Source organism: Streptomyces sp. MZ04 (genome assembly GCF_004684775.1).
Taxonomy (GTDB): Bacteria; Actinomycetota; Actinomycetes; order Streptomycetales; family Streptomycetaceae; genus Streptomyces.
Genome location: NZ_SRIC01000100.1, coordinates 1 through 25,988 on the forward strand (window position 1 = coordinate 1; position 25,988 = coordinate 25,988).

Consider the following 25,988-nt stretch of genomic DNA (forward strand, 5'->3'; position numbering starts at 1 on the left):
GTGTCGGGCGGGGGCGGCGACCGGCTCGGCAGGCGCCGCGGCAGCTGCGGGGGCTGCGGGTGCCGCAGGGGCCGCCCCGCCCGACACGTCGACCGTGATGATCACCTGGCCGACGTCGACCGTCGTGCCCTCGGGGAAGCGCAGCTCCCCCACGACGCCGTTGAACGGAATCGGCAGTTCGACGGCGGCCTTGGCGGTCTCCACCTCGCACACGACCTGGCCGTCGGTGACGGTGTCGCCCGGCGCCACGTACCACTTGAGGATCTCGGCCTCGGTGAGTCCCTCGCCCACGTCGGGCATCTTGAACTCGGCAAGAGCGGTGTCTGTCATCGTCGTCACGACCCTCTCCCTCAGTACGCCAGCGAGCGGTCGACGGTGTCGAGCACCCGGTCAAGGCCCGGCAGGTACTCCTCTTCGAGGCGGGCCGGCGGGTACGGGGCGTGATAGCCGCCGACCCGGAGCACCGGGGCCTCCAGGTGGTAGAAGCACCGCTCGGTGATGCGCGCCGCGATCTCCGCGCCCGTACCGAGGAACACCGGGGCCTCGTGCACGACGACGAGACGGCGGGTCTTCTCCACCGAGGACTGGACCGTGTCGAAGTCGATCGGGGACATGGAGCGCAGGTCCACGACCTCCAGGGACTTGCCCTCCTCGGCGGCTGCCGCGGCGGCCTCCAGACAGACCTTCACCATCGGGCCGTACGCCGCGAGCGTCAGGTCGGTGCCCTCGCGCACGACACCGGCCTTGTGCAGAGGGCCGGGGATGGCGTCCTTGTCGACCTCGCCCTTGTCCCAGTAACGCCGCTTCGGCTCGAAGAAGATCACCGGGTCATTGCTCTGGATGGCCTGCTGCATCATCCAGTAGGCGTCCGACGAGTTGGAGGGCGAGACGACCTTGAGCCCCGCCACGTGCGCGAACAGCGCCTCGGGCGACTCGCTGTGGTGCTCGACCGCGCCGATGCCGCCGCCGTACGGAATGCGGATGACGACCGGCATCTTGACCTTGCCGAGCGCGCGGGCGTGCATCTTCGCGAGCTGCGTGACGATCTGGTCGTACGCGGGGAAGACGAAACCGTCGAACTGGATCTCCACCACCGGGCGGTAGCCCCGCAGGGCCAGGCCGATGGCCGTGCCGACGATGCCGGACTCGGCGAGCGGGGTGTCGATGACCCGGTCCTCGCCGAAGTCCTTCTGCAGCCCGTCCGTCACCCGGAAGACGCCGCCGAGCTTGCCGACGTCCTCGCCCATGATGAGGACCTTGGGGTCGTTCTCAAGCGCCGTGCGCAGCGATTCGTTGATCGCTTTGGCAATGGGGAGTTTCTGTACGCCCATGATCACTTACCGCCCTCGTCCGCGAACGACGCCTGGTAGGCGGCGAACTGAGCGCGCTCCTCGTCCACGAGCGCGTGCCCGTCCGCATACGCGTTCTCGAAGATCGCCATCAGATCCGGATCCGGCATCGCCCGCACCACCTCTCGCACTCGCTTGCCCAACGCTTCGCTCTCCGCTTCGAGTTCCGCGAAAAATCCCTCATCCGCGTGACCTTCGGACTCGAGATAGGCCTTCAGGCGCAGGATCGGGTCCTTCGCCTCCCAGGCCACACGCTCGTCGTCGTTGCGGTACTTCGACGGGTCGTCGGAGGTGGTGTGCGCGCCCATGCGGTACGTGAACGCCTCGATCAGCGCGGGGCCCTCGCCCGTGCGGGCCCGCTCCAGCGCCCACTTGGTGACGGCGAGCACGGCGAGCACGTCGTTGCCGTCGACCCGTACACCGGGGAAGCCGTAGCCCTGCGCGCGCTGGTAGAGCGGCACCCGGGTCTGCTTCTCGGTGGGCTCGGAGATCGCCCACTGGTTGTTCTGGCAGAAGAACACGACGGGCGCGTTGTAGACCGCGGAGAAGGTGAACGCCTCGGCCACGTCTCCCTGGCTGGAGGCGCCGTCCCCGAAGTACGCGATCACGGCCGAGTCCGCGCCGTCCTTGGCCACGCCCATGGCGTACCCGGTGGCGTGCAGGGTCTGGGAGCCGATGACGATCGTGTACAGGTGGAAGTTGTTGGTGTTCGGGTCCCAGCCGCCGTTGTTCACGCCGCGGAACATGCCGAGCAGGTTCGTCGGGTCGACCCCGCGGCACCAGGCGACGCCGTGCTCGCGGTAGGTCGGGAAGACGTAGTCGTCGTCGCGGGTGGCGCGGCCCGAGCCGATCTGGGCGGCCTCCTGGCCGAGCAGCGAGGCCCACAGGCCCAGCTCGCCCTGGCGCTGCAGGGAGGTGGCCTCGGCGTCGAAGCGGCGGGTGAGGACCATGTCGCGGTACAGGCCGCGCAGGTCATCGGCGGTGATCCCGGCGACGTACTCGTCGTACTGCGCGTTCTTGACCCGCTTGCCCTCGGGGGTCAGCAGCTGTACGAGCTCGGGCTCGGTGCTCTTCTTCGGCGCGGCCTTCTTGGCGCTTGCGCGCTTCCCGCCGCTGGTACTGCTGCGGCGCGGTGTGCGCGCGGCGGTGCTCTCCACGGTCACGTGTGCTCCTCCGTCGGTCCGGCCCCCGGGATTACCGGGTGAGCCAGTGCGGCTCGCCTGATCCGTGCCCGCGCACGGGGTGGGTGCGACTCGGCCGGGAACAGGCGTGACAGGTGCCCCGGCGAGCGCCCTGCACATTGCACGTTACCCAGTGCTTACCAATTCTGTGAAACCCCATCTGACCTGCGAATTTGCTTGGAAATCCAAGTACCTGACTGCTTGGATTTCCGAGTAAATCGAGAAAGGCGGGAACACTTCCTGGTCACAGCACTGATCACAGCCTGGCAGGGGGCCGGAACACCGGCACGTTATCCCGGCCACCCCGCGGACGGGAAGGGTTCAGCTTGAGCAGGGCAAGAGATCGTGTGTGAGACTGACTCCGTGCGCGAAGACGGAAAAATTACGGTATTTCTCCTCGACGACCATGAGGTGGTGCGGCGAGGAGTCCATGAACTGCTCTCCGTGGAGTCCGACATCGAGGTCGTCGGAGAAGCGGGTACGGCCGCGGATGCCCTGGTCAGGATCCCTGCCACGCGCCCTGATGTGGCCGTTCTCGACGTGCGCCTTCCGGACGGCAGCGGCGTGGAGGTCTGCCGCGAGATCCGTTCCCAGAACGAGGACATCAAATGCCTGATGCTCACCTCGTTCGCCGATGACGAGGCCCTCTTCGACGCGATCATGGCGGGCGCTTCCGGCTATGTCCTCAAGGCCATTCGCGGCAATGAACTGCTCACCGCCGTACGTGATGTGGCGGCCGGAAAGTCCCTGCTCGACCCGGTGGCGACGGCCCGCGTCCTGGAGCGGCTGCGCGACGGGAACAACCCCAAGGGCGACGACCGCCTGGCCAACCTCACCGAGCAGGAGCGGAAGATCCTCGACCTGATCGGCGAGGGCATGACCAACCGCGCGATCGGCGAGCGACTGCACCTCGCCGAGAAAACGATCAAGAATTACGTCTCCAGCCTGCTCTCCAAGCTGGGCATGGAGCGGCGCTCCCAGGCGGCCGCGTACGTGGCGCGCCTGCAGGCGGAGAAGCAGCACTGAATCGCAGCACTGAATCAGGGCTCCACCAGGAGGGCGTTCCGGCATGCGAGCTGTCGCGGTCAGGAAGTTCAAGGCCGAGCCTGAGCTGATGGAGGTGCCGGATCCGGCACCAGGACCCGGCGAAGTGCTCGTCCGCGTCGACTACGCCTCCCTGAACCCCTTCGACTGGCAGGCCGCCGACGGCGTCTTCGAAGGGCTCGTGCCCCATGTCTTCCCGCTCATCATGGGCATCGACTTCGCCGGCCGGGTGGACGCGATCGGCCCTGGTCAGGAGCGCTTCCGGATCGGCGACCCGGTCTTCGGCCAGGCCATCCGGCCCCCGGTCGGCGCGGGCACGTACGCCGAGTTCGTGACGATGCCGCAGGACGCGGTGATCTCCACCGTCCCCCTGGGCCTGAGCATGGAGAGCGCGGCGGTCCTGCCGACCGCCGGGATGACGGCGGCGCAGATCCTCGAGACCGCCGGGATCCGCGAGTGCGAGAGCCTCCTGATCGTCGGCGCGACGGGCGGCGTGGGCACCCAGCTCACCCAGCTCGCGGCGGACCGCGAGGTGCGGGTCCTGGCAGCCGTACGCGGCGACGAGAAGCACCGGATGGGCGCGCTCGGGGCCGCCGTCACCATCGACAGCACCTCGCGGGACCTGGCGGACGCGGTCCGTGACGCGTATCCGGAGGGCGTCGACGCGGTGGTCGACCTGGTCTCCGGCGACCCGGACTCCTTCGCCGCCCACGCCGCGCTCGTCCGTGACGGCGGCGTCGCCCTCAGCGCACGCTCCGCCGGCGCCCCGGCGAAGGCCCCGCACCCGCCCGGCGTCGAGGTGATCAACTTCGACCTGCGGGCCGGCTCCGAACTCCTGGACATCCTGGCCGCCGCTGCCGTCAAAGGGGTGCTCAACGCCCCCGTGGAAGCCGAGGTCCCCCTGGAGAAGGCGCCCCGGGCCATCGCAAGGAACCGCGCGGGCGGGGCGCGGGGCAAGACGGTGCTGGTGCTCTGAGGCAACTAAGGACTTACGTCCCATCGCGCTAGGGGCGGGATCCTCTGTCGGGTCGCCCCGCCCGTGCCCGAGGGTGGATGCCATGCCCACCGACGAACCGGATGAACAGGACGAACAGCTCGCCTACGAACTGCTCGGCCGTACCGCCTACGGCCGGGTGGCGACCAGCATGCGCGCGCTGCCCTTCCTCGCCGCGGCCCGCCACATCGTCGTGGACGGGCGCATCCTGCTGCGGATGCACAAGGGATACGGCTACCACCAGGCCTGCATCGGCAGTGTCGTCGCCTACGGAGCGGACAATCTCAACTCGGCGGGCACGCGTACGGCCCGGTGGACCGTGCAGTTCGTCGGCGTCTGCGAGGCCATCGAGCCGAGCAACGACGAGCTGGAGCTCTTCGGCCCGGGCCCGCACTACGTGGACGGCGAGCTCTACGACCCGGTCTACCTCCGCATAGAGCCGCAGCTGGCCACGGTGCATACGCTGCACGGCGGCCGGGATCGCCAGCTCCAGCGCCTTCTGTAGCTCCTCCGGCTTCTCCGGCCTTCTCCGGCCTTCTCCATAACGCGGCACGCGCGCGTGGGGCCCTTTTCGGGCTCCACGCGCGCGTGCCGTTCATTTCATTCAGCTGCTTGATCCAGCCGCTTCAGCCGCTTCAGCCGCCGTCGACGCCACCGTCCGCGCCGCCGTCGGCCCCACCCGTCGGATCTTCCGTAACGGGCGGAGTCGGCTCATCGGTCGGCTCCGTCGGCTCGTCCGTCGGCTCGTCGGTCGGCTCGTCGGTGGGCTCGTCGGTCGGCTCCGTCGGCTCGCTCTCCGTGGGCGTCGTCGGGGTGGTCGGGTCGGTGGACGGCGTCACCGGGGGCGTGTAGTCGCCCTGGCCGCCCGAGCCGTCGCCCGGCACCGTCTCCTCGTCCGACGTCTCGTCGTCGGGGCTCTTGCTCGGCTCCTTCGACTCCGACTGCGTCGTCGGCGCCTTCCTCGGAGCGTCGTTGTCCTTCTTCTTCTCGTCGCCGGCCGTCAGTGCGAACGCGACACCCACCGCGATCGCGATGACCGCGAGCACGGCGAAGATCCACATCTTGCCGCGGCCGCCCCGGCCGTTCCCGTCGCGGTGACCGCCGTCGAAACCGCCGTCGTCACCGCCCGGCGGACGCAGCATCGGGCCCGGAATCTGCGCGGTGCCGGAGTCGCCGGGGTGCTGCATCGCGGTGGTGCCCGCGACGCCCATCGCCGGGGTGCTGCCGCCCTCGTGCATCTCCACGGGGCCGGTGTTCCAGGTACCGGTGTGGCTCCCCTGGTCGTGCAGCATCTGCAGCCCGTACTGGACCAGACCGCGCATCTCCTCGGCGGTCTGGAACCGGTCGTCCGGGTCCTTGGCGAGCGAGCGCATGACGAGCCCGTCCAGCTCCGGCGGCGCCGCGTCCGAGGTCTCGGACGGCGGGGTCGGGGTGTCCTGGACGTGCTGGTAGACCACGGAAAGCGGCGTCTCACCGGTGAACGGGGGCCGCAGCGCGAGGAGTTCGTAGAGCAGACAGCCGGTCGCGTACAGGTCGGAGCGGTGGTCGACGGCCTTGCCGAGCGCCTGCTCCGGGGAGAGGTACTGGGGCGTGCCCATGACCATGCCGGTCTGCGTCATCGTCGACTGGGCGCCGTGCAGGGCGCGCGCGATGCCGAAGTCCATCACCTTCACCGCGCCGGTGTTGGTGATGATCACGTTCGCGGGCTTGATGTCGCGGTGCACGATGCCGTGCTGGTGCGAGTAGGCGAGCGCCTCGAGCACTCCGGAGACGATGATCAGGGCCTGCTCGGGGCCCGGCGCCTCCGCGTTGATCAGCAGATCGCGGATCGTCCGGCCCTCGACGATCTCCATGACGATGTACGGGACGACGTTCGGCCCGACGACGTCCTCGCCGGAGTCGTAGACCGCCACCACCGCGTGGTGGTTGAGCCCCGCCACCGACTGGGCCTCGCGCGTGAAGCGGGCCTTGGAGACCGGGTCCTCGGCGAGGTCGGAGCGGAGCAGCTTGACGGCGACCGTTCGGCCGAGACGTACGTCCTCAGCCGCGAACACCTCGGCCATGCCGCCACGGCCGAGTCTGCGGGTGAGCCGGTATCGGCCGTCCCCGACAAGCCCGCCATTACCCCACAACTCCGGCGCATCTGACATACCGCCGCCAGTCGCCTCGGGGTCGGACGGGCCCTGAGCGCGCTGCGTCTGTGCCATCAGTCCTCGCCGTCGTTTCTGGTCGTGGTGCTTGGTGGTACTGGGGGAACCCGGGCCACGCTACAGCCTTCGCGCGGCACGCCGGTTCGAGGTGGACCGGACATCAAACCCGCCACAGGCCCCGCCGCGCAAACTTGTAACGCTTCCGAGACGCTTCTTGCGCGTACGGTCACGGAACGGGCATCGAGCTTGACGTGTCAGTGCCCTCGGGCAGACTTGGCCTGGAATAGCGGGAATCGATCAGCGATCGCGGAGCCGTCCGGCACACCGCGCCGATGGGGGACGCACGACATGAGCAGCCAGGACGGCGCACAGGGGCGGTATGCGGGGCGTTCGCTGGCCGGTGGCCGGTATCAGCTTCGCGATCTTCTCGGTGAGGGCGGCATGGCCTCCGTTCACCTGGCGTACGACTCCGTACTCGACCGCCAAGTCGCGATCAAGACCCTGCACACCGAGCTCGGCCGCGAGCAGTCCTTCCGCGAGCGCTTCCGCCGCGAGGCCCAGTCGGTGGCCAAGCTCACGCACACGAACATCGTCTCGGTCTTCGACACCGGCGAGGACACGTTGTCCGATGGCGGCTCCGCCGCGGGCGACGGCGCTCCGATGCCGTACATCGTCATGGAGTACGTGGAGGGCAAGCCGCTCGGCTCCGTCCTCGACGCGTCCGTCGCGCAGTTCGGCGCGATGCCGACCGACCAGGCGCTGAAGATCACCGCCGATGTGCTCGCCGCGCTCGAGATCAGCCACGAGATGGGCCTGGTCCACCGCGACATCAAGCCCGGCAACGTGATGATGACGAAGCGCAACGTCGTCAAGGTCATGGACTTCGGCATCGCCCGCGCCATGCAGTCCGGCGTCACCTCCATGACGCAGACCGGCATGGTCGTCGGCACCCCGCAGTACCTCTCACCGGAGCAGGCCCTCGGCCGCGGCGTCGACGCCCGCTCCGACCTGTACTCGGTCGGCATCATGCTCTTCCAGCTGACCACCGGCCGGCTGCCCTTCGAGGCGGACTCGCCGCTGGCCATCGCGTACGCGCACGTCCAGGAGGAGCCGGTCGCTCCGTCCTCGATCAACCGCTCGCTGCCGCCGGCCCTCGACGCGATCGTCGCCCGCGCGCTCAAGAAGAACCCGAACGAGCGTTTCCCGACCGCGGAGGCGATGCGCGACGAGTGCCTGCGCGTCGCCCAGTCCTTCCAGGCGGCCGCGCCGAGCATCGTGCCGGGCGCCCAGACGGCGAGCGGCGCGGGCGTCGGCTCGGCGGTCTTCCCGCCGGTCGACACCTCGATGCCGCAGGGCGGCAACGTCCAGACGCCGTACCAGCCGGGCCCTTACGGCCCGGCGACCCCGGCCCCCGTCACCCCCGGTTACGGCTACCCGCAGCAGGCGGGCTACCAGACCCCGGCGCCCACGAACGCGTACGCCCCGCAGGCCTCGCAGACCCCGCCTCCGTACACCCTCTCGCCCCAGCCGACGCAGACGTCGGTCCAGGGCCAGGGCGGCGGCTCGGGCTCGGGCTCGGGCGGCGGCAAGCGGAACATGCCGGTGGTCGTCGGCTCGATCGTCGTCGCACTGCTGGCCATCGGCGGCGTCATCGCGGCGGTCTCGATGAGCGGCGGCGGCGAAGAGGGCGGCAAGGACCCCAAGGACAAGAAGTCGAACGCGCCGGTGGCGGACCACCGCGGTCCCGACCGGACACAGACGATCGAGACCGAAGAGTGCACCGACCCCGACACGGCGTACAACGACGAGAACAAGATCAAGGTCCCTGACTTCACGTTCAAGGACTGGCGGTCCGTGCAGAAGTGCCTGCAGGCGGCCGGTTGGCAGTACGACAAGCGCACGGTGGACGAGAACACCTACGGGGAGGACACGGTCATGTCGCAGTCCCCCAAGGAGGAATCCGACATCTCTCCGGACGACGTGAACATCGAGATCACCGTCTCCACCGGTAACCCCGCCTGATCATCCACAGCAACGCGGAGGGCCCGGTCACCTCGTGACCGGGCCCTCCGCGTTGTTCGGTGTCCGGCGACCGCCCAGAGGTTCCAGGCGACCGTCCGGAGGTTCTAGATCTAGAGGTAAGGACCTCCAGACCGCCCCGCGACACCGCCGTCCTCGTCCTCGTCGCCACCGCCCATGCCGGGCGGCAACGCGCGCCGCATCTGCTCCAGTTGGGCCCGCGCCGCCATCTGCTGCGCGAACAGGGTCGTCTGGATCCCGTGGAAGAGCCCCTCCAGCCAGCCCACCAACTGGGCCTGGGCGATCCGCAGCTCGGCGTCGCTCGGCGTCGTCTCCTCCGTGAACGGAAGGGAGAGGCGCTCCAGCTCTTCGACGAGCTCGGGGGCGAGACCGTCCTCGAGCTCCTTGACCGAACTGGCGTGGATCTCCTTGAGCCGCACCCGGCTCGCCTCGTCCAGAGGAGCCGCCCGCACCTCCTCGAGCAGCTGCTTGATCATGCTGCCGATGCGCATCACCTTGGCCGGCTGTTCGACCATCTCCGTCACCGGGACCTCGTGGGAGTCGTCGTTTCCGCCGCCGCCGAGCGCCATTCCGTCCTGTCCGACAACCAGGACTTGGGGGCTCTCCTGCGACCGTTCGTTCCTCGGCATCTCCATGCCGCCATTCTCTCGCACCCGTACATCACACATCGGTGGTGCCCCCATAAGCCGGTGATCCACCGTGTACGAAGCCTTCGGCCGTGTCAGCCACCGCGCAGCCGCACGGCGAAGAACCCCAGGCCGAGACCGATGAGGACGAGCCCGCTGCCGAGCGGCAGGACGCTGAGGCCGGGGACGACGGGCTCCGCGGCGGTCCTCCGGGTGGCATCGGAGGCGGTGGTCTTGGTGGCGGGCTTCCGCGCCAGGGACGGCTGCGGCTCCGGCCTCGGCGTGTGGGCCGGTACGGGCACCGAGCGGGGCGGCGGCGACGGCTCCGCACGTCCCGGCCTGGCCCTGCCCTCGCCGGGGACGCTTCCGGCGAAGGTCTCGCTGGGGGAGGGCTCGACGGCGTACGCGGCATACGACACGTACGAGGAGGGGAGAACGGTGGCGGTCAGGAACACCGCCGAAACCACCAACGGCCTGAGTCGTGGAGTCACCGCGCTGACCCCCTCCCGCTACCGGATCGCCAGAACCAGAGAGATCACTGAAGCTGCATCAAGCGTCACATAGGGGGAGGGGTCCGGCATCTCGGCGGGCCTCGGTATCGGGCCCCGTCAGGGGCGCGGGGCTGTGACATGTGCGGCTCCGCCGCGTGGGCGCGACCAGCCACAGCGAACCCGCAGACCAGTCACCGAACGAGCAGCACCTTCCCGATGTGCTGGCTCTCCTCCAACACCCGATGAGCGGCCGCAGCCTCCCGCATCGGTACCGTCCGGTCGACAACCGGACGCACATGCCCCGCACCGATCAGCGGCCACACATGCTCCCGCACCGCCGCCACGATGGCGGCCTTCTCCTCCAGGGGCCGCGCCCGCAGCGACGTAGCCGTGATGGCAGCGCGCTTCGTCAGGAGCGTGGCGATGTTCAGTTCGCCCTTGCTGCCGCCCTGCATGCCGATGATCGCGAGGCGGCCGCTGGTCGCGAGGGCCTGGATGTTGCGGTCCAGGTACTTGGCGCCCATGTTGTCGAGGATGACGTCGGCGCCCGCGCCGTCCGTGGCGTTCTTGATCTCCTCGACGAAGTCCTGCTCGCGGTAGTTGATGAGGACGTCCGCGCCGAGTTCCCGGCAGAAGTCCAGCTTCTCCTTGCTGCCCGCGGTGACCGCGACCTTGGCACCGACAGCCTTGGCCAGCTGGATCGCCATCGTGCCGATGCCGCTGGAGCCACCGTGCACGAGGAACATCTCGCCCGGCCGCAGGTGGGAGATCATGAAGACGTTCGACCAGACGGTCGAGGTCACCTCGGGCAGCGCGGCCGCCGTGACGAGGTCGACGCCCTCGGGCACCGGCAGCAACTGGCCCACGGGGACGACGACCTGCTCGGCGTAGCCACCGCCCGCGAGCAGTGCGCAGACCTCGTCGCCGATCTCCCAGCCGGAGACGCCGGTGCCGATGGCCCTGACGCGGCCCGAACATTCGAGTCCCGGGTACGGGGACGAGCCGGGCGGCGGGTTGTAGAAGCCCTGGCGCTGGAGCAGGTCGGCGCGGTTCACGGCACTGGCCGCGACCTCGACGAGAACCTCGCCCTCACCAGGTACGGGATCGGGGACCTCGGCCCACACGAGCGCTTCGGGCCCACCGGCTTCGGGGATCGTGATCGCATGCATGCGGGCGAGGCTACTCCCCGGCGAATCCGGCCGGTTCGGCTAGGCGCGGATCCCTCCACCCGGCGGAGACGGGCGCGCGTCAGGCGTCACCGTGGCCTGCGGCGAGGCCCGCACGATGGTGATGAGACGGTCCATCAACTGCAGCTTCCCTACGGCGGGATCGTCGTACCCGAGCACCCGGTGCCCCCGCACCACACTCACGATCAGATCGTCCGTCTCCCGGACCCCCAGGCCCACCTCGGCCTTTATGACCGGCCGCTCGACGAGGTCGAGACCGCTGCCCTGCTGGATCAGGTCCTCCATGACCATGCCGGCGCTGGGGCTGAGGCAGGAGAGCCCGAGCAGCCGCCCCGCCGCACTGGCGCTGGTGATCACCGCGTCCGCGCCGGACTGCCGCAGCAGCGGCGCGTTCTCCTCCTCGCGCACCGCGGCCACGATCTTCGCCCCGCGGTTCATCTGCCGGGCGGTGAGGGCGACCAGGACGGCGGTGTCGTCGCGCTGCGTCGCGATGATGATCTGCCGGGCCCGCTGCACCTCGGCACGGAGCAGCACATCGCTGCGCGTCGCGTCGCCGATGACGCCCGCGTACCCCTCGGCGGTGGCGGCGTCGACGACCTTCGCGCTCGGGTCGACCACCACGATCTGCTCCGGCTTCAGACCGGTCGCGCGGACGGTCTGGATCGCGGAGCGGCCCTTGGTGCCGAAGCCGACGACGACGGTGTGTTCACGCAAGTTGGACCTCCAGCGGTTCAGACGCCATTCCTCGCGCGTACGTTCCGTGAGTACTTCAAGTGTGGTCCCGACCAGGATGATCAGAAAGAGCACACGCAGCGGCGTGATCAGCAGGATGTTGCAGAGCCGTGCGCTGTCGCTGTACGGGACGATGTCGCCGTAGCCCGTGGTGGAGAGCGTGACGGTGGAGTAGTAGGCGGCGTCGAGGAAGTCGAGCCCGTCGTCCGAGTTGTCGTGGTAGCCGCCGCGGTCGATCCAGACGATGAAGGTCGTCAGGGCGAGCACCGCGAGCGCGATGAGCAGCCGCTTGCCGACCTGCCGCAGGGGGCGCTCGACGACCCGTCGCGGCAGCTTGATCCGGTGGGTCACCAGATGTTCGTCGGGGTTGCGGGCGATCGCGTCCTGGCCGTGAAGTTTCACGTGAAACACACCCCGGTCGCATAGCCGCCCGCTTCGGGCACGGCCCAGGGCAGGTCGAGAATCTCCAGCTCCTGGCCCTTGCGCGCACCACCGGGCGGGACCACGGCCAGCCCCTCGGCCACCGCGACGCCACGCAGCATCGCGGGCCCGTTGTAGTGCAGCGGCACCGCGTCGTCGGCCTGGAGCGTGACGGGGACGAGCCGGGTGTCGTGCGGGTGCCCGTGCACGTCCTCGCGTACGACAGCCGTGTACGGCACCGACACGGGGCGCCCCGAGAGCGTGCGCAGCAGGGGCTCGGCCAGGGTCAGCAGCCCCGATACGGCGGCGAGCGGATTGCCGGGCAGGCCTACGAGGTGCTGGTCGGGGAGGATCCGCGCGAGCAGCATGGGGTGCCCCGGGCGCACCGCGACGCCGTCCACGAGAAGCTCGGCGTCGATGCGGCTCAGGGTCGGGTGGACATGATCGACCGGCCCGGCGGCGGTCCCGCCGGTGGTGACGATGAGATCGGCGGTGGAGGTGGTGATGGCCTGGTGCAGCGCCTCGGCATCGTCACCGAGCCGCCGTACGCCGATGACGTCCACGCCGAGCGATCGCAGCCAGGGCGGCAGCATGGGCCCGAGCGCGTCCCGGATGAGACCTTCGTGGGGGAGGCCCTCGGTCAGCAACTCATCGCCCAGGATCAGGACTTCGGCACGGGGGCGGGGGACCACGGGCAGCCGGTCGTACCCGGCGGCAGCCGCGAGGCCGAGCACCGCCGGGGTCACCAGGGCGCCGGACGGCAGGAGTTGATCGCCGGAGCGGCACTCTTGGGCGCGTGGCCGGATGTCCTGCCCTTGCATGACGTCACGCCGGGGGTGCAGCCGCCCCTTGTCGTCGGTGATTCCGTGCTCTCTGCGGATGACCGCCGTGGCCTCGCGCGGAATCCGGGCCCCGGTCGCGATCCGCACCGCGTCCCCGTCGGCGAGCGACACGGTCCCTCCCTGCCCGGCCAGGATCCCCTCGTCGAGGACGCTCCAGGGCCCCGGCCCCGCGACGACCCAGCCGTCCATGGCGGAGGTGTCGAAGGAGGGCAGATCGGTGAGCGCGACGAGAGGCGCGGCAAGAACAAGACCGAGCGCCTGCTCCAGCGGGACGCCCGCGGGCACGGCCCCGGAAGCAACGGGCCGAGGAGCCCTCGCGGCGATGGCGCGGGCTGCGGGCCAGGGGGTGATGTCGCGGTGGGTGCTGTGGGAAGCGTGAGGGCCGTGGGAGGTGCGACCGGCGGTGCTGGCCGGGGTGCCGGCACTGGCGTCTGCGGAACTCCCGGCCCTCGGCCGACGCGCACCCGGTGCCGCCTGGCCGGAAGCGGGCAACGGGTCAGGCACGTCATCGTGCCCCTGCCCCTGCCCCTGGCCATGGCCCTGACCATGGCCCTGACCCTGCGGTTCAGCCGCCGCAGCAGCCATGACGCCGCCATCAACGTCGTCGGCTGAACCACCGTCAGCGAGCCGTCCCGTACGGCGGCCATGGTCCTCGTTCACCAGGGCCAGAGCCTCGTCGAGCTCGGCGTCCGGCACGGGCTGCCCGCTCATCCGGCGTCCGGCCGCGCATCGCCCGCCGCGCCGGACGCCGGGTCGGGCCCCGCCTGGGAACCCTCCTCCGCCCACCGCGCGGCCAGCGCCGCCGCCTTGCGGGCCGCGTCGGCCACCGCTTCGGGCCCGGCCCCCGCCCCGCCCGCGGCGGCCGCGTACCCCACGAGGAACGTGGTCAGCGGGGCGGCGGGCCTGGCCACGCCGTGCGCCGCGTCGCGGGCGAGGTCGAGCAGGAGGCCGGTGTCGACGTCGAGGTCGATGCCCAGTTCGTCCTTGACTGCGGAAATCCATTCATCCAACACGTGCCCATGCTCCCTGATGCGCGCCCGAGCGGCGGCGATGTCGTCCCAGGTGTCGCAGTCGAAGGACGCGAGAGGATCGGCGACCCGGGTCAGCGCGAGCCGCGCGGTGAGCCGCCGCAGCGGAAGCCCCGTCAGACCACCGTGCTCGTCCGCGAGCGCGTCGATCTCCCGCCGCAGCGCCGCACTGCGGTAGGCCGCGACCAGCGGCTGGTCCCGGCCACCGGGATCGGTGAGCACCGCACCGTCCACCGCGCCGCCGTCCGCGGAGCCTTCGTCGAGGGCGGCGACCAGCCCCCGCACGGTTCGCTCCCCCAGAAACGGCAGATCGGCGGAGAGCACCACCACCCGCTCCGCCGCCGTACACCGCAACCCCGCGTCGAGGGCGGCGAGCGGCCCCGCGCCGACGGGCTCCTCGCGCGCCCACACCACGGGGCGCGCGGTCGGACGGGGGCCCGCGACGACGACGGTGACCCCCGCGTCGGCACACGCGCCGAGCACCCGGTCGAGCAGCGCCCGGCCGCCCACCCGGACGCCCGGCTTGTCCGCCCCGCCGAGCCGTCTGGCGCCGCCACCCGCCAGCACCACGGCGTCGTACGGGGCGGATGCGGCGCCCCCTGGAGCCCTTTGCGCGGTCATCCCCCGAGTATGGGCGTACGAAGGATCAATGCCACCCCTCTGTACGGGGACTCACACCGCTGCCCCTGCGCCTCACACCTCCCGCAACAACACCGCCGGCTGCTCCACACAGTCCGCCACGAACCGCAGGAACCCGCCCGCAGTGCCGCCGTCGCACACCCGGTGGTCGAAGGTGAGCGAGAGCTGCACGACATGCCGCACCGCCAACTCCCCTTGGTGCACCCACGGCTTGGGCACGATCCGGCCGACGCCCAGCATGGCCGCCTCGGGGTGATTGATGATCGGCGTGGAGCCGTCGACCCCGAACACCCCGTAGTTGTTCAACGTGAACGTGCCGCCTGTCAGTTCCCCGGGCGTCAGCTTCCCGTCCCGCGCGGCCTCCGTCAGCCGGATCAGCTCCGCGTTGACGGAATCCGTGGTCCGCGTGTGGGCGTGCCGCACCACGGGGACGACGAGCCCACGGTCGGTCTGCGCGGCGAAACCGAGGTGGACGTCGGCGAGCCGGACCACCTCGCGCGCCTCCATGTCCACCGTGGAGTTGAGCATCGGGTAGCGGGCCAGCGCGGCCACGCTGATGCGGGCGAACAGGGCGAGCAGCGAGATCTTGCGGCCGTCGCCCTCCTTCACGGAGGCGTTCATCGCGGCGCGCGCCGCGAGCAGTTCCGTCGCGTCGGCGTCGACCCAGCAGGTGGCCTCCGGTATCTCGCGCCTGCTGCGGGACATCTTGTCGGCGACGAGACCGCGGATGCCGGTCAGCGGATGCCGGGACGCCAGTCCCGCGTGCACGGGCTCGCCACCCGCCTCCACCAGACGGCGCGACTCCGCACGGCCCGCGCGGATGAGCTCGTCGTCCTCGCGCACGGCGGCCTTACGCGCGGCGACCCGGCGCGTCACGGCCTCGCGCACCCCGTCGCTCACCTCGCCCTCGGGCAGCTCCGCCCCGTGCGTGATCGCACGCTCCGCCGCGATGGCACCCTCCACGTCGGCCCGCGTGATCAGCCCGTCGGGTCCGGAACCCGGCAGTCCGCGCAGGTCGACGTCGTTCTCACGGGCCAGCTTCCGCACGAGAGGCGAAATCACCGGAACAGGACCGTCCACCCGCTGGCGCATATCCCGCACCCCGGCATCGGCCGCCGCGACAGGCTCCGGCGCGGGAGCCTGCGGCGCCGCCTGCACCGCCTGCACCGCCTGCACCGCCTGCACCGGCTTCTCCCGCGGGGCGGGCCTCGCGGACCGCACCCGCCTGCGCCGCGCGGGAGCCGCCGCCGTGCCGTACCCGACCAGGACGTTCCCCGACGACTCCTCGGCGGCCGCCGCCTGCAGGGCCCGCTCCGCGGGCTCCTCCGGAGCACTGCTCGCGGCCGGGGCGCCCACGGCGACCGTCAACAGCGGCGCGCCCACCGGCAGTTCCGCCCCCTCCTCGCCGAAGCGGGCGGTCACCACGCCCCCGTAGGGACAGGGCACCTCCACCATCGCCTTGGCCGTCTCCACCTCGACGACCGCCTGGTCGACCGCGACGACGTCGCCGACCTGGACGAGCCACCGGACGATCTCGGCCTCGGTCAGCCCTTCCCCCAAGTCGGGCAGCTTGAACTCGAGCACCTGCGCCATCAGCTCCCCGCCTCCCACTGCAACCGCGCGACCGCGTCCAGGATCCGGTCCACGCCCGGCAGATGGTGCTTCTCGAGCATCGGCGGCGGATAGGGGATGTCGAACCCCGCGACCCGCAGCACCGGCGCCTCCAGATGGTGGAAGCACCGCTCCGTGACGCGAGCGGCGATCTCCCCGCCGGGGCCGCCGAAGCCGCCCGACTCGTGGACGACGACCGCGCGCCCCGTCCGCCGTACCGAAGCGCACACCGTCTCGTCGTCGAACGGCACAAGGGAGCGCAGGTCGACCACTTCGAGATCCCAGCCCTCGGCGACGGCCGCCTCGGCCGCCTCCATGCAGACGGGCACGGACGGGCCGTACGTCAGGAGCGTGGCGCTGCGCCCGGTGCGCCGCACCACCGCGCGGCCTATGGGCTCCACGGTCTGCGGCGCGTCCGGGTTCCAGTCGGCCTTGGACCAGTAGAGGCGCTTCGGCTCCAGGAAGACGACCGGGTCGTCGGAGGCGATGGACGCCCTGAGCAGTCCATAGGCGTCGGCGACCGTGGCGGGCGCGACGACATGGAGCCCCGGAGTCGCCATGTAGTACGCCTCGGAGGAGTCGCTGTGGTGCTCGACGCCCCCGATGCCGCCCCCGTAGGGCACGCGCACCGTGATGGGCAGCGGCATCGCGCCCCGGGTGCGGTTCCGCATCCGCGCCACGTGCGAGATGAGCTGCTCGAAGGCGGGGTAGGCAAAGGCGTCGAACTGCATCTCGACGACGGGCCGCAGACCGTACATCGCCATGCCGACGGCCGTCCCCAGGATGCCGGCTTCCGCGAGCGGTGTGTCCGTACAGCGGTCCTCGCCGAACTCCTTGGTGAGTCCGTCGGTGATCCGGAAGACCCCGCCGAGCGCCCCGACGTCCTCTCCGAGGACGTGCACGGTCGGGTCTTCGGCCATCGAGTCACGCAGCGCGCGCCCCAATGCCTGCGCCATGGTGGCCGGTTTGGCGGCCTTCTTGGCGGCCCGTTCGGCCGCGAGCGTGCTCATCGCGCGTTCTCCTCGCCGTCCGCGCCGACCGCGTCGTCTTCTTCGGATGCTTCGATTTCGGCCCGCAACTGGGCGGCCTGTTCCCGCAGTTGGCTGGTCTGCTCGGCGTACACGTGCGCGAAGAGGTCCATGGGATCGAGCTCGGCGTCCTGGTTCATGCGCTCGCGCAGATCGGCTGCCATGGTCTCGGCGTCGTCGCGGGCCGTCCGCTTCCCGTCCTCGTCGAGCAGTCCTCGCTCGGTCAGCTCCCGCTCCAGGAGCAGAATCGGGTCGTGGTCGCGCCAGGCCTCGACCTCGGCGTCACCTCGGTAGCGCGTGGCGTCGTCGGCGTTCGTATGGGCTTCCATGCGGTACGTCACCGCTTCGACGAGGGTGGGGCCGCCGCCCTCACGCGCGCGGGACACCGCCTCGGCGAGTACCTCGTGCACCGCCGCCGCGTCGTTGCCGTCCACCAGGCGTCCCGGCATTCCGTACCCGACGGCCTTGTGGGCCAGGGACGGGGCCGCCGTCTGCTTGGCGAGCGGGACGGAGATCGCGAAGCCGTTGTTCTGCACCAGGAAGACGACGGGTGCCTGCCATACGGCGGCGAAGTTCAGCGCCTCGTGGAAGTCGCCCTCGCTGGTGCCGCCGTCGCCGACCATGGCGAGCGCGACGACGTCGTCGCCCTTGAGGCGAGCGGCGTGCGCGAGGCCCACGGCGTGCGGGAGCTGGGTCGCGAGGGGGGTGCTGAGGGGAGCTACGCGGTGCTCCCGGGGGTCGTACCCGGTGTGCCAGTCGCCCCGCAGCAGGGTCAGCGCCTGGACGGGGTCGAGGCCACGGGCGACCGCGGCCAGCGTGTCGCGGTAACTGGGGAAGAGCCAGTCCCGATCCTCCAGGGCCAGCGCGGCGGCCACCTCGCAGGCCTCCTGGCCGGTGCTCGAGGGGTAGACGGCGAGCCTGCCCTGCTTCGTGAGGGCCGTCGCCTGCGCGTTGTACCGGCGGCCGCGCACCAGCTGCGCGTACAGGCGGCGCAGCAGCTCCTCGTCGGCCTTGCCCGCGGCTTCCGTGCCAAGGACGCGGTACGGCTCCGCGTCGGGCAGCAGCGGCGCGGGATCGGTCCTGAGCTGCCATGCGGGTGGCGGGGTGGGCCGGTAGACGCCCCGCTGCTCCATGACCGTCATGTCGGCACCTCCATGTGGAAGCGATCTCCTCGTGGGAGCGGCAAAAGAGGCGCGGCAATGTGAGGCGCCTCACCTACCGATTGTTCGGTCGTCGGCACATTTTGGCTACAGGCACCTTCAGGCTGTGGACAAACGGTTCTGCACAGCCTGGGATGGATGCAGTACGTCCATGGTAGGGAGGCGGGGGGACATGGCATCTGAACGAATGGCCGACGGACACGACGGCGATCGTGCGGAGGAGCGGCTGGGCCACCGTCCGGAGGAGCGGCTCGGCGAGCGGCCGCCCGAGCGCCAGGAGGGCCTGCCGCGCCCGCTGGACGCCATCGACCGGGACATCCTGCACATCCTGCACACGGACGGTCGTGCGTCGATACGGTCCGTGGCCGAGCGCGTCCATGTGTCGCGGGCCAACGCGTACGCGCGGATCAACCGGCTCATCGACGACGGTGTGATCCGCGGCTTCGGCGCCAGGATCAACCATGAACGGGCAGGTCAGGGGGCATCCGCGTACATCACGCTCAAGATCGTCCAGAACACCTGGCGGACGGTGCGCGAGCAACTGCGCACGCTGCCCGGCGCCTCCCACATCGCGCTGGTCAGCGGCGACTTCGACGTACTGCTCCTGGTGCACACGCCGGACAACCGCGCCCTGCGCGAGCTGGTGCTCACCCGGCTGCAGTCCATCCCCGAAGTGCTCAGCACGCGTACGTTGCTGGTCTTCGAGGAGGACGACCTGGAGCCGGAGAGCTGAGCCGTCAGCCGTCGCTGCGCAGCCCCGCGAAGGCCAGCTGGACGACGGCGTCGGCGACCTGCTCCCCCGATGAGGCGCCTCGGGCGTCCGGGCGGTACCACTCCACGATGGAGTTGATCATTCCGAAGAGCAGCCGGGTGGCCAGGCGCAGCTCGATGTCCGAGCGCAGATCGCCGTCCGCGACGGCCTCCTTGAGCAGTTCGGCGACCTGCTGGTCGAACTCCCTGCGCCGTTCCATGGCCCACCGCTCGGTGTCCGTGTTGCCCCGTACCCGCAGCAGCAGCGTCACATAGGGCAGTTCGGCGACGAGCACCTCGACGGTGCGGCGCGTGACGTACTCCAGGCGCTGGACGGCACTGCCCACGCGCGCGTGCTCCTCGCCGAGGATCCCGAAGAGCCCGTCGAGCGCCCGGCTCACCGCGCGGCGCAGCAGCTCCTCCTTGCCCGACACATGGTGGTAGATCGAGGACTTGGAGATGCCGGCCGCCTTGGAGAGGTGCTCCATGGACGTGCCGTCGTAGCCCCGCTCGTTGAAGACCCGGACGGCCACGCCGAGCAGCGTCTCCGGGGTGTACGTGTCCCGCCGTGCGGTGGTCATGAGTATTCCTCTCGCACGGCCTGCCGCCGCAGGGCCTGGGACGGTGCGTAACGCCCGGTCGGGTACGCGTCGTTCAGGAGGTCGAGCGACTCGGCCACCCGGTACGCGGTGAGGCGGCGGCCCCATTCGATCGGGCCCAGCGGGTAGTTGACGCCGAGCCGCATCGCGGTGTCGATGTCCTCGGCGTTCGCCACTTCGCGGCCCAGGGCGTCGAGGGCGAAGTCGACGAGCATCCACACCGTGCGGGCCACGATCATCCCCGGGGTGTGCCCGATGACGCTGACCTTCTTGCCGAGCGCCTGGAAGAGGCCGATCGCCTCCTTCAGGGCTCGTTCGTCCACCCTGCTCGACGGGGCGATGGCGATCCGGGTCGCGGCCCGGTAGTCCAGCGCGAGGTCGAAGTCGATCGTGGGCTCCGATGCCGCGTCGGCCGCGGTTCCGTCGGTCAGGGCGAGGTGCACGCCGCTGGGCAGCTCGATGAAGCCCGGGTAGCTCGGGACGCCCTTCCCCCGGGCCACCCGGATGCCCGCCTTCCTGATCATGTCGGCGAGCGCGTCCGCCGGGAAGAGATCGCCGTGCAGGGCGACGGACTCCGGGGCCTTCGCCGGCTCCGCGGTGTGCGGCTCCGCGGGAGCGGCGTCGTCGCCGTACGCGTACCAGCCCTGTCCGGACTTGCGGCCCAGACGGCGCGATTCGACGAGGCGGCGCTGGGCGAGGGAAGGCGTGAACTTGGGGTCCTGGAAGAAGGACTCCCACACGGAGCGGGTGACCGCCTCGTTCACGTCCTGGCCGATGAGGTCGGTGAGCTCGAAGGGGCCCATCTTGAAGCCGCCGCATTCGCGCAGGACGGCGTCGATCGTGGCCGGGTCGGCGGCCCGCTCCTCGAAGAGGCGCAGCGCCTCGGCGTAGAAGGGGCGGGCGATGCGGTTGACGATGAAGCCGGGGGTGTCCGCGCTGCGCACCGGGGTCTTGCCCCAGGCCTTCGCCGTCTCGTACGCGCGCGTGGCCGTCGCCGCGTCGGTCGCGAAGCCGCTGACGACCTCGACGAGGGGGAGCAGCGGCGCGGGGTTGAAGAAGTGCAGGCCGACGAAGCGGCCCGGCTTGTCGAGGGTGCCCGCGATGGCGGTGACGGACAGGGACGACGTGTTGGTGGCGAGGAGACAGTCCTCGGCGACAATCCCTTCGAGTTCTTCGAAGAGACGCTGTTTGACGTCCAGTTGCTCCAGGATCGCCTCGATGACGAGCCCGCACCCGGCAAGCCCGGCGAGGCTCTCGACGGGCGCCAGGCGCTCTCCCGCGGCGGCGCGGTCGTCGGCCGTGAGCCTGCCCTTCTCGACCAGCCTGTCCAGGCGGGCCGCGATCGCTCCGGCCGCCTTCTGCGCCTGGCCCGGCACGGCGTCGTACAGCCGCACGGGGTGGCCCGCGAGCAGGGCCACCTGGGCGATGCCCTGCCCCATGGTGCCGGTGCCGACCACGGCAACGGGGCTGCTGAGCTCGAGTGCTGTCATGCTCGCGATCCTCCCGCACGAGGTGTCCGCCGGAGGGTGCGGGGTGCCCGGCGAGAACTTGTCCACAGGTTCGGCGGACCCCCTTGTCCCGACCGATCGTTCGGTTACTCTAGCTCTGTCCGTCTGTTCCTGCCCACTGCCCTGCCCGGCCCGTCGGCTCGACGAAGAGCCGGCACGACGAGGAGTTGGTCCGACATGGCCGCCGAACTCACCGCGCACCAGCTGATCGCCACCCACCGGCCCACCCTTGACCAGGCGCTGGAGACGATCCGCACGCGCGCGTACTGGTCGCCGCACCCCGAGCACCCCAAGGCCTATGGAGAGAACGGCAGCCTGAGCCTGCCCGAGGGCAAGGCCGCCTTCGACGCCCTCCTGGGCACCCGCTTCGACCTCGACCAGCCGGGCACGGACGACTGGGTGGGCGCGGAAATCTCGCCGTACGGCCCGGAGTTGGGCATCACGTACCCCCACCCGGACATCGACACGCTGCTCCCCGCGATGCGGGCCGGAATGCGGGCCTGGCGCGACGCGGGCGCGGAAGTGCGCGCGATGGTCTGTCTGGAGATCCTCAAGCGCATCAGCGCGCGCACGCACGAGCTGGCGCACGCGGTCATGCACACCAGCGGCCAGGCCTTCATGATGGCGTTCCAGGCGGGCGGCCCGCACGCCCAGGACCGCGCCCTGGAAGCGGTGGCGTATGCGTACGTGGAGCAGGCACGCACCCCCGAAGCCGCCGAGTGGACCAAGCCCCAGGGCAAGCGCGACCCGATCGCGCTGGACAAGCGCTTCACGCCCGTGGGCCGCGGCATCGCGCTCCTGATCGGCTGCAACACGTTCCCTACGTGGAACGGCTACCCGGGCCTCTTCGCCTCCCTGGCCACCGGCAACCCCGTCCTGGTCAAGCCCCACCCCCGCGCGGTCCTTCCGCTGGCCCTGACCGTCCGCATCGCCCGCGAGGCCCTCGCCGAAGCGGGCTTCGACCCGAACCTGGTGTGCCTGGCAGCCGAGCGGCCCGGTGAGGGCATCGCCAAGACCCTCGCCGTGCGACCCGAAGTCAAGATCATCGACTACACGGGATCGACGGCCTTCGGCGACTGGCTGGAGACCAACGCCCGCCAGGCGCAGGTCTACACGGAAAAGGCCGGCGTCAACACGGTCGTCATCGAGTCGACGGACAACTACAAGGGAATGCTGGCCAACCTGGCCTTCTCCCTGTCCCTGTACAGCGGCCAGATGTGCACGACCCCGCAGAACCTCCTCATCCCGCGCGACGGCATCACCACGGACGCCGGTGCCAAGTCGTACGACGACGTGGTGTCCGACCTCGCGGCGTCGGTCAACGGCCTCCTTGGAGACGACGCCCGGGCGAACGGCATCCTCGGAGCCCTGGTCAATCCCGATGTGAAGGCCCGCCTGGATGCGGCCGCCGGAATCGGTGAAGTCGCTCTCCCCTCACGGGAGATCGCCAACCCGGAGTTCCCGGACGCCGTGGTGCGCACGCCGGTGATCGTGAAGCTGGACGGCGCGAAGCCGGACTCCGAAGCGGCCTACTTGGAGGAGTGCTTCGGCCCCGTCTCCTTCGCCGTGGCGGTCGACTCGGCGACGGACGCGGTGGAGCTGCTCCGCCGCACGGTGCGCGACAAGGGCGCGATGACGGTCGGCGCGTACACGACGTCGGACGAGGTGTCGGACTCCGTGCAGGAGACGTGCCTCGAGGAGTGCGCCCAGCTCTCCTTGAACCTCACGGGCGGCGTCTATGTGAACCAGACGGCGGCGTTCTCGGACTTCCACGGCTCGGGCGGCAACCCGGCGGCGAACTCGGCGCTGTGCGACGGCGCGTTCGTGGCCAACCGCTTCCGCGTGGTGGAGGTGCGCAGGGACGCCTGAGGCTCCCCGGCGGGTTCAGGCCTCCGCGCCCGGAGGCCTGCCCGCCGACCAGTGGAAGAGCGTCATCCCCACGCTGGTGGCCAGGTTGTAGCTGGAGACCTGGGGACGCATCGGCAGGGAAACCAAGTGGTCGGCGCGGGCCCGCAGTTGTGCGGAAAGACCGCTGCGCTCGGACCCGAAGGCCAGCACGGCGTCGTCCGGCAGCTTCAGACCGCGGATGTCCTCGCCCTCCGCGTCGAGCGCGAACACCGGCCCCACGGGCAGTTCGGCGACGTCCAGCCGCTCGACGGCCGTCGCGAAGTGCAGGCCCGCGCCACCGCGCACGACCGTGGGGTGCCAGGGGTCGAGCGTGCCGGTCGTGACGACCCCGGTCGCCCCGAATCCCGCGGCCAGGCGAATCACCGCCCCGGCGTTCCCCAGATTGCGCGGATCGTCGAGGACGACGACCGGAGCGGTCCTCGGCACCCGTGCCAGCGCCTCCAGGTTGGCTGTACGGGAAGGACGGACGGCGAGCGCGGCCACACCGGTCGGGTGCAGTCGCGGCACGAGGGCCCGCAGCGTGTCGTCGGGGACGCCCACCAGAAGCGCGTCGAGCTGGTCCCGCACATCGGGTGCCAGTTCGTCGGCGAGGGCGAGGACGGCGTCCTTGTCGCTGGTCAGGGCCGCCGGAATGCGCGCCCCGAAGCGCAGGGCGTGCTTGACGGCGTGAAAACCGTCGAGCAGCACGGACGTGTCGGCAAGGCCTCGCCAGACGCGAACAGCGTCACCGGAGCCAGCCGCCTCATCCGCGTACGTCCCTGTCATGAAGGGAAGCCTACGCGCGCGTGCTCGGCGGATTCAGTGGCCGCTTCCGCATCCGCCGCGCGCTGCGCCGGCACCTTGCCGCCACGGGAGAACAGCGCTCCACGCGCGCGCGGCGCCCAGCCGCCGAGGCGGCGCAGGAACGACGTGGGCAGGAACACGGAGTCGGCCGCGATCATCGCCAGCGAGAAGAACGGCAGTCCGAGGATGACGGCGATGACCGCGTGCTCGAAGATCATGGCGGCCAGCAGGACGTTCTTGACCCTTCTGTTGAAGAGGGTGAAGGGGAAGGCCACCTGCACGGCGACGGTTCCGTACGTCACCAGCATGATCATGAGGCCGTGCGAGGCGAGCAGCTCGGAGAGCGCGGGCCAGGGCGAGAAGGAGTCGAGACGCAGCGGGTAGTAGACGGCCGTCCCGTCCTGCCAGCGGCCTCCCTGGATCTTGTACCAGCCCGCCGTGGCGTAGATCAGGCACGCCTCGACCATGATCACGAGCAGCGCGGCATTGTGCGCGAGCTTGGCGACGACGTCGAGCAGCATCCGCGCCTCGCCGCCGGGCGCGCGCCGCCCGACGGCCCACCACAGGCCCTGGATCAGCCACAGCCCCCAGAAGACAAGCAGCCAGCCGCCGCTGAGCTCCCCCATGAACGTCACCACGGAGAGGCCGAGGCCCAGGACCCACCACAGCACGGGCCCGACCCGGTCGACGGGCTCCGTAGGACTGCCCTCCTCCGCGGCCGCGGCACGCGCGCGTGCCGCGCGCCGGGCGTCCAGGGACCAGACCTGGCCGCAGCGCGTGAAGACCAGGTAGGTCGCCATCAGATGGATGACGTTGTCTCCGCCGTCCCCCATGAAGATGGAGCGGTTCTGCAGCGAGAGCACGCCGATCATGAAGAGCACGGACGTCGTGCGCGTGCGCCAGCCGAGCAGCAACAGGGCGCTGCTGATGACGGCGACGGCGTAGACGACCTCGAACCAGAGGCGGCCGTCGGACCACATCAGGGCCGTGAAGGCGTCGTTGTCCGCGACGAGCTGCTGGGCCATGTCCCAGTTCCACGGACCGTCGGGCCCGTACAGCTCCTGCCGGTGAGGAAACTCGCGCAGCAGGAAGAGCAGCCAGGTGGCGGCGAAGCCGATGCGGATCACGGCGGTCTGATAGGGACCGAGCACCGATCCGCTGACATGGCCGATACCGCGGGCGAGCTGGGAGCCGAAGCGATTGATCGGGCGTCCTCCGGTCATCGGGCGTCCTCCGGGTCCTCGGCCAACGGCATGTCCTCGGAGATCACGGACGACCAGGGAAGCCGCCGGAACACCGGTTTGGCGTCGACCTTCTCGTCGCTCCACTCCGGGGCCGGCACGTTCGTGGTCCTGGAGCGGACCTGGACGCGCTCGATGGCGTCGCCCTTGCCGATGGGCTCGGCACGGTCGACGCGCAGCAGCGCGATGCGGTGGAGATAGCGCTCGGAGAGCTGACCGCGCAGGCCGCTGGGACGATTCTGCGCGTCGTGCGATCCGACGTAGAAGTCCCAGGCCCTGCGCAGCTCGTTCTGCTGGGTGTGGCTGGGCAGCAGATTGCCGTCGATGGCGGCGCTGTCCTGCGCGGAGAGGTCGTACCAGCGGGTGGTCCGGGTGCCCCCCGCCTCCGTGCGGATCTCGGCGCGGGCCTGCACCGCGATGTTCTGCTGCATCGGGTTGGGCGCGAAGAGCTTCCAGTTCTGCTCGAACTCGGGGTAGATCCAGTCGTCGACGACCTCGCCGTGCTGCTTGGTCATCGTGTTCGCGGGGGCGACGTGCAGGAAGAGCATCGCGACGTGGACACAGACCGTGGCCGCGACGATCACCAGCGCGAGGACGGCCGCGACCTGATAGCGCGGCGAGAGCGCGGCGATTCCGGTGGGGGGTGCGGCGATTCCGGCGGGGGGTACAGAGGGGAC

The 25,988-nt window shown here is 70.7% G+C and carries 24 protein-coding genes; 6 read left to right on the forward strand and 18 right to left on the reverse strand.

All coding sequences use genetic code 11. The features are described 5' to 3' along the window. The 3 genes from E2651_RS21205 to pdhA (E2651_RS21215) all read right to left on the reverse strand — a co-directional run. The coding region (locus E2651_RS21205; protein WP_348541659.1) for a biotin/lipoyl-containing protein at positions 1-339 on the reverse strand (339 nt) is incomplete at its 3' end. Positions 340-350: 11 nt separating this feature from the next. Next, entirely contained in the window at positions 351-1,331 is a 981-nt protein-coding gene (locus E2651_RS21210; protein ID WP_135332768.1) for an alpha-ketoacid dehydrogenase subunit beta, read from the reverse strand. 2 nt (positions 1,332-1,333) lie between these two features. Further along, positions 1,334-2,512 (reverse strand): pyruvate dehydrogenase (acetyl-transferring) E1 component subunit alpha, encoded by a 1,179-nt coding sequence (gene pdhA, locus E2651_RS21215; protein WP_135332769.1) that lies wholly within the window; start codon positions 2,510-2,512, stop codon positions 1,334-1,336. 381 nt (positions 2,513-2,893) lie between these two features. Here pdhA (E2651_RS21215) and E2651_RS21220 point away from each other — a divergent pair, with 381 nt between their 5' ends. The 3 genes from E2651_RS21220 (at position 2,894) to E2651_RS21230 (ending at position 5,073) form a co-directional block, all read left to right on the forward strand. Then, on the forward strand, positions 2,894-3,556 hold the full coding sequence (locus E2651_RS21220; protein WP_135332770.1) for a response regulator transcription factor: 663 nt from the start codon (positions 2,894-2,896) through the stop codon (positions 3,554-3,556). A 43-nt stretch (positions 3,557-3,599) separates the two neighbouring features. Continuing rightward, positions 3,600-4,550: an NADP-dependent oxidoreductase gene (locus E2651_RS21225; protein WP_135332771.1), complete on the forward strand. Its 951-nt coding sequence runs from the start codon at positions 3,600-3,602 to the stop codon at positions 4,548-4,550. 82 nt (positions 4,551-4,632) lie between these two features. Further along, positions 4,633-5,073: a pyridoxamine 5'-phosphate oxidase family protein gene (locus tag E2651_RS21230; protein WP_135332772.1), complete on the forward strand. Its 441-nt coding sequence runs from the start codon at positions 4,633-4,635 to the stop codon at positions 5,071-5,073. A gap of 130 nt (positions 5,074-5,203) precedes the next feature. On the opposite strand, the gene E2651_RS21235 is transcribed toward E2651_RS21230, so the two are convergent. Continuing rightward, the gene (locus tag E2651_RS21235; protein WP_209446205.1) at positions 5,204-6,775 is read right to left on the reverse strand and encodes a protein kinase; all 1,572 of its coding nucleotides are present in this window, start codon (positions 6,773-6,775) and stop codon (positions 5,204-5,206) included. A gap of 291 nt (positions 6,776-7,066) precedes the next feature. On the opposite strand from E2651_RS21235, the gene E2651_RS21240 reads away from it, so the two are divergent. Further along, positions 7,067-8,740 carry a protein kinase gene (locus E2651_RS21240; protein WP_135332773.1) on the forward strand — a complete coding sequence of 558 codons (1,674 nt, stop codon included), beginning with the start codon at positions 7,067-7,069 and terminating at the stop codon, positions 8,738-8,740. A 110-nt stretch (positions 8,741-8,850) separates the two neighbouring features. Here the strand turns inward: E2651_RS21240 and E2651_RS21245 are convergent, their stop codons facing one another. The 9 genes from E2651_RS21245 to pdhA (E2651_RS21285) form a co-directional block, all read right to left on the reverse strand. Then, the gene (locus tag E2651_RS21245; RefSeq protein WP_135332774.1) at positions 8,851-9,393 is read right to left on the reverse strand and encodes a bacterial proteasome activator family protein; all 543 of its coding nucleotides are present in this window, start codon (positions 9,391-9,393) and stop codon (positions 8,851-8,853) included. Between the two features lie 86 nt (positions 9,394-9,479). Continuing rightward, positions 9,480-9,875 carry a hypothetical protein gene (locus tag E2651_RS21250; protein WP_135332775.1) on the reverse strand — a complete coding sequence of 132 codons (396 nt, stop codon included), beginning with the start codon at positions 9,873-9,875 and terminating at the stop codon, positions 9,480-9,482. A gap of 191 nt (positions 9,876-10,066) precedes the next feature. Then, the gene (locus E2651_RS21255; protein WP_135332776.1) at positions 10,067-11,044 is read right to left on the reverse strand and encodes an NAD(P)H-quinone oxidoreductase; all 978 of its coding nucleotides are present in this window, start codon (positions 11,042-11,044) and stop codon (positions 10,067-10,069) included. A gap of 39 nt (positions 11,045-11,083) precedes the next feature. Next, positions 11,084-12,205: a potassium channel family protein gene (locus E2651_RS21260; protein ID WP_209446206.1), complete on the reverse strand. Its 1,122-nt coding sequence runs from the start codon at positions 12,203-12,205 to the stop codon at positions 11,084-11,086. After that, positions 12,193-13,560: a molybdopterin molybdotransferase MoeA gene (locus tag E2651_RS21265; RefSeq protein ID WP_245239051.1), complete on the reverse strand. Its 1,368-nt coding sequence runs from the start codon at positions 13,558-13,560 to the stop codon at positions 12,193-12,195. Before E2651_RS21265 ends, E2651_RS21260 begins: the two co-directional genes overlap by 13 nt. A 203-nt stretch (positions 13,561-13,763) precedes the next feature. Next, complete coding sequence (locus tag E2651_RS21270; protein WP_135332779.1) at positions 13,764-14,705, reverse strand: DUF6457 domain-containing protein; 942 nt, start codon at positions 14,703-14,705, stop codon at positions 13,764-13,766. Positions 14,706-14,777: 72 nt separating this feature from the next. Then, complete coding sequence (locus E2651_RS21275) at positions 14,778-16,316, reverse strand: dihydrolipoamide acetyltransferase family protein (protein ID WP_135332780.1); 1,539 nt, start codon at positions 16,314-16,316, stop codon at positions 14,778-14,780. Further along, positions 16,316-17,344, reverse strand: coding sequence for an alpha-ketoacid dehydrogenase subunit beta (locus E2651_RS21280; RefSeq protein ID WP_135332781.1), 1,029 nt, complete (start codon positions 17,342-17,344; stop codon positions 16,316-16,318). The genes E2651_RS21275 and E2651_RS21280 overlap by 1 nt, the downstream gene beginning before the upstream one ends. Continuing rightward, positions 17,341-18,504: a pyruvate dehydrogenase (acetyl-transferring) E1 component subunit alpha gene (gene pdhA, locus E2651_RS21285; RefSeq protein WP_135332782.1), complete on the reverse strand. Its 1,164-nt coding sequence runs from the start codon at positions 18,502-18,504 to the stop codon at positions 17,341-17,343. Before pdhA (E2651_RS21285) ends, E2651_RS21280 begins: the two co-directional genes overlap by 4 nt. Before the next feature lie 190 nt (positions 18,505-18,694). On the opposite strand from pdhA (E2651_RS21285), the gene E2651_RS21290 reads away from it, so the two are divergent. Next, entirely contained in the window at positions 18,695-19,255 is a 561-nt protein-coding gene (locus E2651_RS21290; protein ID WP_135332783.1) for an Lrp/AsnC family transcriptional regulator, read from the forward strand. Positions 19,256-19,259: 4 nt separating this feature from the next. Here the strand turns inward: E2651_RS21290 and E2651_RS21295 are convergent, their stop codons facing one another. Further along, entirely contained in the window at positions 19,260-19,853 is a 594-nt protein-coding gene (locus E2651_RS21295) for a TetR/AcrR family transcriptional regulator (protein ID WP_135332784.1), read from the reverse strand. Then, positions 19,850-21,361, reverse strand: a complete 1,512-nt coding sequence (locus tag E2651_RS21300) for a 3-hydroxyacyl-CoA dehydrogenase (RefSeq protein ID WP_135332785.1) — start codon at positions 21,359-21,361, stop codon at positions 19,850-19,852. The genes E2651_RS21295 and E2651_RS21300 overlap by 4 nt, the downstream gene beginning before the upstream one ends. A gap of 195 nt (positions 21,362-21,556) precedes the next feature. Here E2651_RS21300 and paaN point away from each other — a divergent pair, with 195 nt between their 5' ends. Beyond that, positions 21,557-23,248: a phenylacetic acid degradation protein PaaN gene (gene paaN, locus E2651_RS21305; RefSeq protein WP_135332786.1), complete on the forward strand. Its 1,692-nt coding sequence runs from the start codon at positions 21,557-21,559 to the stop codon at positions 23,246-23,248. A 15-nt stretch (positions 23,249-23,263) separates the two neighbouring features. On the opposite strand, the gene E2651_RS21310 is transcribed toward paaN, so the two are convergent. The 3 genes from E2651_RS21310 to E2651_RS21320 form a co-directional block, all read right to left on the reverse strand. Next, positions 23,264-24,052, reverse strand: coding sequence for a TrmH family RNA methyltransferase (locus E2651_RS21310; protein WP_135332787.1), 789 nt, complete (start codon positions 24,050-24,052; stop codon positions 23,264-23,266). After that, positions 24,049-25,293, reverse strand: coding sequence for an HTTM domain-containing protein (locus E2651_RS21315; protein WP_135332788.1), 1,245 nt, complete (start codon positions 25,291-25,293; stop codon positions 24,049-24,051). Before E2651_RS21315 ends, E2651_RS21310 begins: the two co-directional genes overlap by 4 nt. Continuing rightward, positions 25,290-25,988 (reverse strand): DUF5819 family protein (locus tag E2651_RS21320; protein ID WP_135332789.1); only part of this gene is annotated, 699 nt, incomplete at its 5' end. The genes E2651_RS21320 and E2651_RS21315, both read right to left, overlap by 4 nt.

Bases quoted from the DNA above. Each gene is read 5' to 3' on its own strand.
- E2651_RS21210 (WP_135332768.1), bottom strand. From the start codon at position 1,331: ATGGGCGTACAGAAACTCCCCATTGCCAAAGCGATCAACGAATCGCTG.
- E2651_RS21225 (WP_135332771.1), top strand. From the start codon at position 3,600: ATGCGAGCTGTCGCGGTCAGGAAGTTCAAGGCCGAGCCTGAGCTGATG.
- E2651_RS21230 (WP_135332772.1), top strand. From the start codon at position 4,633: ATGCCCACCGACGAACCGGATGAACAGGACGAACAGCTCGCCTACGAA.
- E2651_RS21235 (WP_209446205.1), bottom strand. From the start codon at position 6,775: ATGGCACAGACGCAGCGCGCTCAGGGCCCGTCCGACCCCGAGGCGACT.
- E2651_RS21240 (WP_135332773.1), top strand. From the start codon at position 7,067: ATGAGCAGCCAGGACGGCGCACAGGGGCGGTATGCGGGGCGTTCGCTG.
- E2651_RS21245 (WP_135332774.1), bottom strand. From the start codon at position 9,393: ATGGAGATGCCGAGGAACGAACGGTCGCAGGAGAGCCCCCAAGTCCTG.
- E2651_RS21255 (WP_135332776.1), bottom strand. From the start codon at position 11,044: ATGCATGCGATCACGATCCCCGAAGCCGGTGGGCCCGAAGCGCTCGTG.
- E2651_RS21270 (WP_135332779.1), bottom strand. From the start codon at position 14,705: ATGACCGCGCAAAGGGCTCCAGGGGGCGCCGCATCCGCCCCGTACGAC.
- E2651_RS21275 (WP_135332780.1), bottom strand. From the start codon at position 16,316: ATGGCGCAGGTGCTCGAGTTCAAGCTGCCCGACTTGGGGGAAGGGCTG.
- E2651_RS21280 (WP_135332781.1), bottom strand. From the start codon at position 17,344: ATGAGCACGCTCGCGGCCGAACGGGCCGCCAAGAAGGCCGCCAAACCG.
- pdhA (WP_135332782.1), bottom strand. From the start codon at position 18,504: ATGACGGTCATGGAGCAGCGGGGCGTCTACCGGCCCACCCCGCCACCC.
- E2651_RS21290 (WP_135332783.1), top strand. From the start codon at position 18,695: ATGGCATCTGAACGAATGGCCGACGGACACGACGGCGATCGTGCGGAG.
- E2651_RS21295 (WP_135332784.1), bottom strand. From the start codon at position 19,853: ATGACCACCGCACGGCGGGACACGTACACCCCGGAGACGCTGCTCGGC.
- E2651_RS21300 (WP_135332785.1), bottom strand. From the start codon at position 21,361: ATGACAGCACTCGAGCTCAGCAGCCCCGTTGCCGTGGTCGGCACCGGC.
- paaN (WP_135332786.1), top strand. From the start codon at position 21,557: ATGGCCGCCGAACTCACCGCGCACCAGCTGATCGCCACCCACCGGCCC.
- E2651_RS21310 (WP_135332787.1), bottom strand. From the start codon at position 24,052: ATGACAGGGACGTACGCGGATGAGGCGGCTGGCTCCGGTGACGCTGTT.
- E2651_RS21315 (WP_135332788.1), bottom strand. From the start codon at position 25,293: ATGACCGGAGGACGCCCGATCAATCGCTTCGGCTCCCAGCTCGCCCGC.